We start from the raw sequence: 9,899 nt of genomic DNA, 5'->3' as shown, positions 1-9,899 counted from the left end.
GAACGACTAGGCGGAGATTTTTTGGTTGAATTGGACATAACCAAGGGGATTTGAGTGAAACAATTTACTGAATTGTCTCTTCTCATTTTCATCCCATTTGTCCACTTTCATTTGACGACGTACACCGATGAACTGGTTGGCTTATCGGTTGACCGGCTCGTACCGGATTCGGTGGCCCCCCATCACCCCCACTTACGGGCATCTTTCAACGCAAATCCGCAGGTGCGGGCCATTGGGCACGGGCGGGAGCTGTATGCCAAACGAAAGGATGGCTCCGTTTTTCCGGCCGAAATTAGTTTAAGTTACTACTATCAGCAACAAGCGCTGGTCATCATTGGCTATATCATGGATAGTACGGCCAAGAAACAGGCCGAACAAACCTTGCTGGATCAGAAACAACACATTGAGCGCCTCAACGCCGAGTTGGAGCAGAAAGTAGCCAACCGCACGCATGCGCTGATGACCACCTTGAACCAGTTGCAAGCCTCGAAAGACGAGCTGGCTAAAGCCCTGGCCAGTGAGCGCGAATTAGGCGAGTTGAAGTCCCGCTTCGTGACCATGGCTTCCCATGAATTTCGGACGCCCCTGAGTGTAGCCCTTAGCTCAGCGTCGCTGATTGAGCGCTACCCAGCCACCGACCAGCAAGAGCAGCGTCTTCGCCATATTCAGCGCATCAAGGCCTCGATCAAACAGATGAATTCGCTGTTGGACGAGTTTCTCTCGGTGGGCCAGCTGGTCGCGGGTGGATTTAGCTAGTCTGGTCAGGGAAGTGGTAGCCGATTTTGGGGATATGCTTAAAGCGGGTCAGGTTGTTGATACCTGGTTCGACTGTCCGGACCTGGTATTAACCGATGCTACGCTGCTGCGGAGAATAGTAATTAATCTGTTGTCGAACGCCAGCAAGTATTCCTCCGAACAGCAGACCATTGAGGTGAAGGCCATTGGTGCGGGAATTGATTATACGCTTACGGTCAAGGATCAGGGTATTGGGATTTCGGAGGCTGACCAGCCTCACCTGTTTAAGTGGTTTTTTCGGGGCAAGAACGCCCTTAATATTGGCGGAACGGGTCTGGGTCTGCACCTGGTTGCAAAATACGTGGAGCTGTTGAGGGGGTCGCTATCTCTTGAAAGCCAGTTGGGCAAGGGCACAACAGTGACCATCACGTTTAATGGAGGTATGGTCTTTTAGTTGATTACAAGTTTTTGGGCAAGTCAGGTTGAAGGTTATGCTCAGGGGTGTTAGTTGGTAATGAGAAATTCAGAGCTTATGGGATGGCTCGTACGTGACTGACAGAGTTTGACAGATATTAAAAACGCATTGTCTCTCAAAATGCTCCTGCTTGAAACAAGAGAAATTTGATGTATCTGTTTCTTAAACAAGGCCTTTAATGGAATAACTGTCCACGACTATCTGTACATATCTACCAGTAGTGCAACTGAGAAAGGATTACGACTCGGCGGTCGAGCGGACCGGTTTAGTACGCGGTTTCCTAACCTTGGGCTTTGCGTAAGCTACCCGGATAGGGATATCCTTGGGTAAGACCGGCCTGCATCCGATCAGGCGTCAGCTTTTCAGTGGAAAGGCCCAGTTTGGTCGCTATTTCTTCGATCCGACGGCGGGATACCCGGATCAGCTGCCCATCGAGTAGGATTAAGCTCATCTGCTTTGAGCTGATCTGGCTTACAGCCCCCACAAAAATTGGGTTAATCAATGCCCCTTTGCTTACCCGCAGAAACCCCGGCAGCGGCGCCTCAAACGCTTTCAGGGTTTGGCAGACCAGTAAGGGCCTCTTTTGCCCGCTCAGATGGAGGCGGGTATAGTTGCCCTGCCCTTCCAGCCAACTGATTTGGCTCAGGGGTTGGGGGGTGCCATAGCCCGGAATGGTTAAAAGTCCTTGGTCAAGTGTTATCGGTTTCATCGCGTTCATCAAGTGCGTCCACCTGCCTTGTGGGTACTTGTGGGGGCAGTAGTGGTACCTCTAATAGGTTTGGCCAACGGCCATAAAGCCCACTTGCCAAGCATCCCGTTAGTGCAAACCAGGTGTTTTAAACTTTCTCATTCGGGTGGTGTGACGGTGGGTTCATCAAACGTTAAGACCCCAAAAGCAAGAAAAGAAGCAACCCCAAACAGACGTATTAGCAATCGGGCCACTGTAGGGGGTAGCGTAGGCCTGATTAGTCAAAAAAGGTTTCAAAGGGGAGGTTAGTTTAGCTCATTGTACCAGTTCGTATCACCCAAAGGGGTGCCCGGTCCTGTACTGACCTCAGACCAGTACTGATTGAAGAAGGCCAACCGACGCTTTAGCTCGTTAAATCCTGCTGGCTTTACCAAGTAAGCATTGGCCCCACTGTAATAGGACCTGTCAATATCTTCCCGTTGTCGCGAAACGCTCAACATCACCACCGGTATCAGCTTATAGCGGTCAACCGAGCGTAATGCGTTCAGCACCTCAAAGCCATTGGCAACAGGCATGTTGATGTCCAACAGAATTAGACTAGGTCTGACTGGTTCCGTTTCCAGCCAGGCCAGCAAAGCCGCTCCGCTGGAAAGCGCTTGCAAGCTGGAGGCAGGGGTAAACTCTTTAAGGGCGCGTTGGACCAGATAGCAATAATCCGGGTCATCGTCGACCAAAACAACCTGATTAACCGGGGAATGATTCATGCTTAAAAGAGAGAAAAGTTAGCTAGCTGCAAGATACAGCTAATGCCGTTCTAAGCTATGTACCTACCACAAGTATGTAAGTATATATACTTAGTAAACTAAACCGTATCTCTACTGGTGAAGTATTTTCTGATGGCTCAATTGTTTGGAACCAGTCCGAAGCATAGCTTGCTTTGACTCTTGTCTTACAGCGGGTCAAGGGAGGTAATGTGATTGTCCAGCCGTTTAGCTGTGCGCATTTAGGCAGGGATGACCTGCCGTCCCGCTTCGGTGCAGGGGCCACCGTGATGTGGTCAATGTAAGGTGCCATTACCCGTCAGCGGAACCCAGAATACGCTGGTCAACCCAACCGAAATGTCCAGCTAGGGGGTCATATAGGATGGTCAGATCACCAGCGATTTCTTGTCTGGTAAACCTAGTTCATTCCGGTCGCGTGCTGCGGATAATCGTTTACAGTTGTCGAAACCATAATCTCATAATTCGCTCCTCCTTGAGACGAAGTAACGTTCATGAATAGGCTCCCGTCGTAGACGATAAAGTACTCATATATCTGCTCATTAATTCGGGCGTTTTTTAATAACTGTCAGCTACTACCCGTCGCATTCGCGTTTGCGGCCACGGTTATAGTTTGTCAACGCTGACAAACCACTTGGTCGTCTTTCTTCTCCTACACTAGGGCGGCCAACGATGAACAACGTTCGGTAACAACGAGTTTGGGGGAATCGACAAAGAAGTAACATTGTCGACCTCCTACTAAATATCCGAATGCCTTACCCTTACAAAGTTTCATATGTAATACCAACCCCCTACTTTGGTACCGCTTAAACCGCCTCTATTCCGTTAACGTAGATTCGCGAACCCAGAATTCGGCCCTTTTTATCTAGTTAATCTACAGAAATGCTTCGCTTTTGCCAGCCGTTTTGCCACTTATGTTGGCTGACTCCAAGATCAAACGGACTACGCAATAACGTCAATAGCTACTTCATGGCGGTGGTAATCCATAACCCTTTTAATAAAAAATGCATGAAAAAGACCTGTACATGGGATCAAACCGTCACCTTCAGTGCGCTCCCCGGCTTCCTACTGGGCGTCTGTCTATGCCTGTTGAGCACCTTACCAGTAGGAGCCCAGACGGTTTATGTAACGCCCCTGGGAGCCGGCGGGCAAACCGGTGTCGATTGGGCTAACGCCTTGGCTGAAAACGCATTACAGGTCCAGTTAGCGATGGCTCCTCAAGGCACCGTGTTTCGGCTGGCGGGTGGCCTTTATAAACCCAGTATGACAAGGGACCGCAATATCTCCTTTCTTATTCCCTCGGGCGTCCAGGTATATGGGGGCTATCAGGGAAGTGGTCCCACACCCGACCAGCGGATGGATTTTGGCAACCTCGACCAGCCCAGCAGCACCACCCTCTCGGGCGATGTTGATCAGGATAATCAGTTGGATGAGGACAATACGGATCACGTTGTCGTCTTTACTCATGCCGTCGAGCAGACTCGACTGGATGGGGTGGTCATCACCGGCGGTTACGCCAGCCAAACCAATCCCCCCCCCTACTATCCAGGCGGACCCACTTACTCAGACCCGGGTGGCGCTGGCATTTATAACAACACCTTCGGTGGAGATAGCAGTCCAACCATCGAAAACTGTTGGTTGATTGGCAACCGCACGCTGGGCAATGGGGGCGCCTTGCTAACGGACTTGCAAGGGGGATCCACCCAACTTAAGCTGATCAATACCCACTTTATTGATAACATCGCCTCAAGCGGGGGGGCCATCTATACCCTGATTGTCAATGGCCACTCGCTGAATTCCAGGTTGACTAACTGTCGTTTTCTGGCCAATTCGGCCCAGCGGGGCGGGGCGGTGTTTACCGAGTTTTCTGCCGAGTCCAGAGGCGTTGGCAGCGTCACCCCTACTTATGTGAACTGTAGCTTTGAGGGAAACCAAGCGTCCGATCGGGGCGGTGCTTTTTACACCACCGCCTTTAGCTCGGCCTCCCTGCGGGTGCAAAGTAATCTAATCAACTGTACTCTGATGGACAACCTCGCGCCCCGGGGCGGAGCCTTCTATAATACAGGCGGGCCCAGTATGGCCCGCACCGTTCAGTTATACGTTGGGGCCTCCTTAACTAATTCGATCGTGTGGAATAACGGTGGAGCAACGGCCGTGGTCAATGAGGATTATCGGCAACCACCGGGCGTCACCAGCTTTGAGCGAGGGTTCGTCAATTCAACCAACGGCCTACTAGAGGCCGATTTGCTGCTCACCAGCGGGACAGCCAATCAACTAGCGACCCTCTTGCCTTTTAGTGGTCCGTCCAGCCTGCAACTGGCTCCCTGCTCACCGGCCATCGACGCGGGGCTGACTTCCGCCTATACCCAAGCGAATGGCCCGGCCACCGATTTGGCGGGGCATGTCCGGATCTTTCCTTTGGATGGCCCGATTGACATTGGTGCTGCTGAGTCTCAACATCCAGCTAGCCAACTCCTGATTATCACCCAACAACCGGCTAGTCAATCCAGCGTCGTGGCTGGATCGACCGTTGAGACAACGGTCGGGCTCAACTCAGTCGCCGACAGCTACACCTGGTACAAAGACGGTGGCCTCGTCCCAGGGCAGACCTCGGCCACCCTTCGGCTCACCAATGTGCAGCCCCAGCAGGCGGGTTCCTACTCCCTGGTGGCCACCAGTGCCTGCAACAGCGTTACCTCCACCGCTTTCAGTTTGTCGGTAACGACACCAACCACCCCGTCGGCTGGCGTGACGCACTTCTGGCTCATCAACGCCGACACCGACCAGCCCATCCAGGAACTGACCGCCGGTACCCAGCTCAACCTGTCTACCCTGCCCACCCGTAACCTCAACATCCAGGCCGTTACCGAGCCCGCTACAGTCGGTTCGGTCGCTTTCAGCCTGAGTGGCCAGCAGCGCTATCAGGTGGTGGAAGGGGTGGCCCCGTATGCCCTGTTTGGGGATAATCAGGGCGATTACCTGACCTGGACACCTAACCTGGGTAGCTATTCCCTGACGGCTACACCCTATGCCGGGGCAAGCGGTACCGGCGCCATTGGTACGGCCCTGACGGTGGACTTCACGGTGGTGAGTCAGCCGGGCAGCCAGCAGCTGACGCACTTCTGGCTCATCAACGCCGACACCGATCAGCCCATCCGGGAGTTGGCCGATGGACAGGAGGTGGACCTCTCGAGTCTGCCCACCCGCAATCTGAACATCCAGGCCGTGACCGAACCGGCTACCGTAGGCTCGGTAGTCTTTGAGCTGAGCGGTCGGCAGACCCGCCGACAGGTGGAGACGGTGGCGCCTTACGCCTTGTTCACCGACAATCAGGGCGATTATGTCAACTGGACCCCTGAGCTGGGCACTTACACGTTGGTGGCCACACCCTACTCGGGCGCGGGGGGCACCGAAACGGCGGGCGTGCCCCGGCGCGTGTCTTTTGTGGTGACCAATCCGGGAGCGGCCCGCCTGGCTGCCGGTCGGGAGGAGCCCTCTGTGGCGGGTAGTTGGCAAGTACGGGTGCTGGGCAACCCGGTGACGGGCAACGAGGTGGTGGTTGAGGTGATCGGCGCCCAGGGGCAGTCTCTGCACTATGAGCTGCTTGATGGCAGCGGTCGGTCGGTTGAGTCCCTTCCTATTCAGCAGGCGAGCTCCCTGGAGCGCCAGACGATGCACATCGGTAGTCAGGGTCTTGGTTTACTACTTCTAAGGGTCAGCACGCCGACCCACAGCCAGACGGTGAAGGTGCTAAAGCAGTAAGCCCTTGCTCTTCACACATCCCATGCTACAGCGCCCATCTGGACTTCCAGGTGGGCGCTGTAGCATGGGCGGCTGAGTAAGTTAGACCGAAATTAAAAAAATGAATATCTCGAAAAATGCTCCCCCGTGAGACGAAGGGGGCTTTCGTGAATAGGGTATGTCAAGAGACGGTTTGTTTTTACTAACTGGCAATGGGTACCCATTGCCTATGGATTGGTGGTCACATTCTTTGTTAGCCTACCACCCAGAAAAGAATCCCCTATCCTAATCAAATCGATTACAATAGGGGATTTGTTTTGAAACCAGAAGCCGTTTGGGGCGGTTAAACACTGCGGCCCTGGATTAAGCGGAAAATGATGGCAATGACGGCAATCACCAGCAGGATGTGAATTAAGCCGCTGCCGGCAATACCCGCCCCTAACACGCCCAGGAAACCCAATAACCAGATAATAATGAGTATTACAGCGATGGTATACAATAGATTACCCATGAGTGAAAATGTAGTTAGTGAATGATACTCTAACCTCAGAAGGCCTTAAAGGTTATAATTAACTAGTGATCACTAACGGGTTATACTAGAAGCATACCCAATCTAGCTAAACCATGCCCAAGTCTTGATTCCCATTTTCCAGGGTGAGGATTACCCGTTTCAAGAACCTCATCATACCGATATTGAGCAACTCCTAAAGGCTATGGGCGCATCAATTGGTGGACTTGTTTTTCTACTTGTCAACCACGATCCGTTGCATACGATCTGTTGTATAAGTGGCTAAGATGTTAACCCAGACTTAGTAGGCCTCCCATGGCTTCTAAAGTGGTCAACAGCACTTGCACAAGGTTGGCCGTATCTACCCAATCTGTAATGACCAGGTTGTGAGTGTTACCTGGGTACAGGTTAAGTACCTCTGAGTCGGTCACCAACAGCCACTTATCCGAAAGGTATCGAGCAGGGCTATCCAGTTGCTGATTAACCCGCTCCACAATCCTGTCAATCGTAGGACACGGCTCATCAAAATATACTTCCCAACTACCTACCATTAGCTGCTTGTTGTTTAATCAGGCGTAGGTAAGCTGAAGTCTCTTGCTAGCTTACCTAGAAAAGTAGAGAGTCACCCTTGAGCCATTCTTAAGTTGGTACTAATTTAAGTATTTACCCTGACTTGCCCTAGTATAAAACACGCACTTTCAATTACAATACGGATCATGTATCTTTGATTAACGTACTTAAAACTTAATCTATGCATATCCATTCTACCACCGATTTCGACCGGGTTGGGCGTATAATTCGGCTGATCAAAATTTATCGGCAAGCTCAAACACCGATGGCCTTGTGGCTCACTCGAGAGCAGTATTTGAAGTACTATTTATCCGCCAGTGACTGGGCGTTTTGGCAGGCCTTGAAAACGGATGAATTTTCCCATTCAAGCCCGTTGGTGTGTTCCTAGAATTGTAGTTGTATTGTAGAAAAGTTTCTCATTATAAGAACTCATATGCCACTTGACCAAGAATTGTACAATTGGTCGCTTACTCATCGCTGTCCTTCTCAAACCACACCGCAGGGATAGTAGCGGTCTTAAACCAGTAGTTACGTAGGCCGGCTACATAGGCTTTCCAAGCCTGAAACGTGAAGGGTTTTTGGCTGTACACCGTAGCACCACGCCGGTAGGCTGCCTGGCGGTCCATCTTTTCGTTACTGGCTGACAGCATGATGATAGGCAAGAGATGACCCTGTGGATGCTGCCGCACTAAGGACAAAAAGTTTAACCCACTCGGGCCACTGCGTAAATTGACATCTAGCAGAATCAACTGCGGACCACGGCCAGACAAATCGCTCAGAAAAGCCGCCGCTTGCTGATAGGTGCTGGCATGGATGAACGTAGCTTCCGGAAATTCGCTCGTCGCCGCTCGTGTAAGTAAGTCGGCGATGGTAGCATCATCATCGACCAGGAGAATAGTAAATCGAGAGGATAACATCAATGAAACAAACGTCTATGGACAAGTTAACAGATTATGTTTTAGCCATTTATATATAAAAATATGATTACTACTTCATGAAATTTTCGCTTTTCTTGAGCCCTACTACTAGTCAGCTACCTGAGTACCGACTCTTGTTAGCGCTAAGTAGCCAGCGACGCCGTTCTTGTTAACGCAAATCTAATTCAGAATACTTCTTTTTCACACGTATGCAATCGCTATATCCTATCTGCTCGTATCTTGCATGAGTTATCAATTTTATAACATATGTCCCTAGAGTCGTCAGACCCAAGCTTCACAATTTTAGTGGTAGATGACGAACCTCCCATCTGCGAGGTATTGGTTAGGCTAGCTAAAAAAGAGTTTCCTGAAGCTGATTTTATCAACACCCGCTCGGTGCAAGAAACGCTGGCGTACTTCGATCAGCAGCCCTTGAGGCTACCTCAACTCATCTTATTGGATATCGATTTGCGCCAAGTCAAAAGCGGCCTGGACTTGTTGCCCGAGCTTCGCCAGCGCTTTCAGGGTCGCATACCCATCGTTGTCTTTAGTGCTAGCGCCGCAGAGCCTGTTATTGAACAAGCCTATGCCCAAGGGGCGGTGGCTTATACCCAAAAGCCCGAGGAAGCGTCGGAATGGCGTGAGTATGTCCGCCTGTTGCGGACGTATTGGTACGAGGTAGCCCGCTTACCCCCTATTGCACTTGACGACCGCGACAAGACTGCATGAGTTGATACAGCCATCCTGGGCCTGCAGACAGGCATTGATTGAGCGCTGTTTCACGGCTACTTAGTTCAACTCCCAGCTTTGTCGACTCGGTCTTGCAGGGGTTATGTTGTTTTTACGATCGACCAGGCCTGCTCATCTTGTCGCACTAAATGCTCTTTTTTAAGTCGATGAAATCTTTGTGCATCTCCCTTAAAATGGATGAGCTAGCCTTCAACACCGCTTTCCAGTATACTAAACGTTTTCGAGCTACAGTCAATTTGAGCCATGGCCCCATAGGGAAGGCTAAAAACTGGACACGTATGGCCAAAGTCCATTTCCGTTATAATAGGCATGGCCGTTAAACCCTCTTCCTGGAGTACCTTGAGTAGTTCAGTATTATACTCTTTCACATAAACGTTGTTATCGGGCCTGCCCAAGAGAATGCCATTAGTACCGGCCAAGATGCCTTGCTGGGCATAATTCCGTAGCCACCACCGAAAATAGTCAGGGGCTGGCTTAACCTCGGAGGTTTCAAAAAATAAGATCGAGTTGGTCCATCGTTCTTTGTCGGGCCAAAATTCGGTACCTTTTAGTGATTCCAAAACCTCCATACAACCACCCATCAAACGACCCTGCACTGTCGTCTCTGTCTTAGCCCCCTATTAACTGGACAGATTTTCTGAAAAGGTTGTGTCGTAAAGTACCTGTGCTTCTTCCCATTTTTGCTGGGGTGTTATAAAACCAATCGAACGGTGAAGCCGATGATAGTTGTAATGGG

Annotated in this window: 9 protein-coding genes; 4 read left to right on the top strand and 5 right to left on the bottom strand. The window is 51.0% G+C overall.

From position 1 onward, the window contains the following. Positions 1-54 precede the first annotated feature (54 nt). Together ACYVJM_RS31560 and ACYVJM_RS31555 are read left to right on the top strand one after the other, a co-directional pair. Complete coding sequence (locus tag ACYVJM_RS31560) at positions 55-756, top strand: histidine kinase dimerization/phospho-acceptor domain-containing protein (protein ID WP_461152106.1); 702 nt, start codon at positions 55-57, stop codon at positions 754-756. Beyond that, on the top strand, positions 743-1,189 hold the full coding sequence (locus tag ACYVJM_RS31555; RefSeq protein ID WP_461152105.1) for a sensor histidine kinase: 447 nt from the start codon (positions 743-745) through the stop codon (positions 1,187-1,189). The genes ACYVJM_RS31560 and ACYVJM_RS31555 overlap by 14 nt, the downstream gene beginning before the upstream one ends. 301 nt (positions 1,190-1,490) lie before the next feature. Here the strand turns inward: ACYVJM_RS31555 and ACYVJM_RS31550 are convergent, their stop codons facing one another. Next, entirely contained in the window at positions 1,491-1,919 is a 429-nt protein-coding gene (locus ACYVJM_RS31550) for a LytR/AlgR family response regulator transcription factor (protein WP_461152104.1), read from the bottom strand. Between the two features lie 284 nt (positions 1,920-2,203). Then, positions 2,204-2,662 (bottom strand): response regulator, encoded by a 459-nt coding sequence (locus tag ACYVJM_RS31545; RefSeq protein ID WP_461152103.1) that lies wholly within the window; start codon positions 2,660-2,662, stop codon positions 2,204-2,206. A gap of 1,023 nt (positions 2,663-3,685) precedes the next feature. Between ACYVJM_RS31545 and ACYVJM_RS31540 the strand changes: the two genes are divergently transcribed. After that, positions 3,686-6,439 carry a choice-of-anchor Q domain-containing protein gene (locus tag ACYVJM_RS31540; protein ID WP_461152102.1) on the top strand — a complete coding sequence of 918 codons (2,754 nt, stop codon included), beginning with the start codon at positions 3,686-3,688 and terminating at the stop codon, positions 6,437-6,439. A gap of 322 nt (positions 6,440-6,761) precedes the next feature. On the opposite strand, the gene ACYVJM_RS31535 is transcribed toward ACYVJM_RS31540, so the two are convergent. After that, positions 6,762-6,929, bottom strand: coding sequence for a lmo0937 family membrane protein (locus tag ACYVJM_RS31535; protein ID WP_461152101.1), 168 nt, complete (start codon positions 6,927-6,929; stop codon positions 6,762-6,764). 1,034 nt (positions 6,930-7,963) lie between these two features. Then, positions 7,964-8,413 carry a response regulator gene (locus ACYVJM_RS31530; RefSeq protein WP_461152100.1) on the bottom strand — a complete coding sequence of 150 codons (450 nt, stop codon included), beginning with the start codon at positions 8,411-8,413 and terminating at the stop codon, positions 7,964-7,966. 267 nt (positions 8,414-8,680) lie between these two features. Here ACYVJM_RS31530 and ACYVJM_RS31525 point away from each other — a divergent pair, with 267 nt between their 5' ends. Beyond that, complete coding sequence (locus ACYVJM_RS31525; RefSeq protein WP_461152099.1) at positions 8,681-9,142, top strand: response regulator; 462 nt, start codon at positions 8,681-8,683, stop codon at positions 9,140-9,142. A gap of 203 nt (positions 9,143-9,345) precedes the next feature. Here the strand turns inward: ACYVJM_RS31525 and ACYVJM_RS31520 are convergent, their stop codons facing one another. Next, positions 9,346-9,744 carry a S66 peptidase family protein gene (locus ACYVJM_RS31520; RefSeq protein WP_461152107.1) on the bottom strand — a complete coding sequence of 133 codons (399 nt, stop codon included), beginning with the start codon at positions 9,742-9,744 and terminating at the stop codon, positions 9,346-9,348. Positions 9,745-9,899: the final 155 nt, after the last annotated feature.

This window comes from Spirosoma pulveris (assembly GCF_054781875.1).
This window is presented reverse-complemented; position numbering and strand designations above follow the sequence as displayed.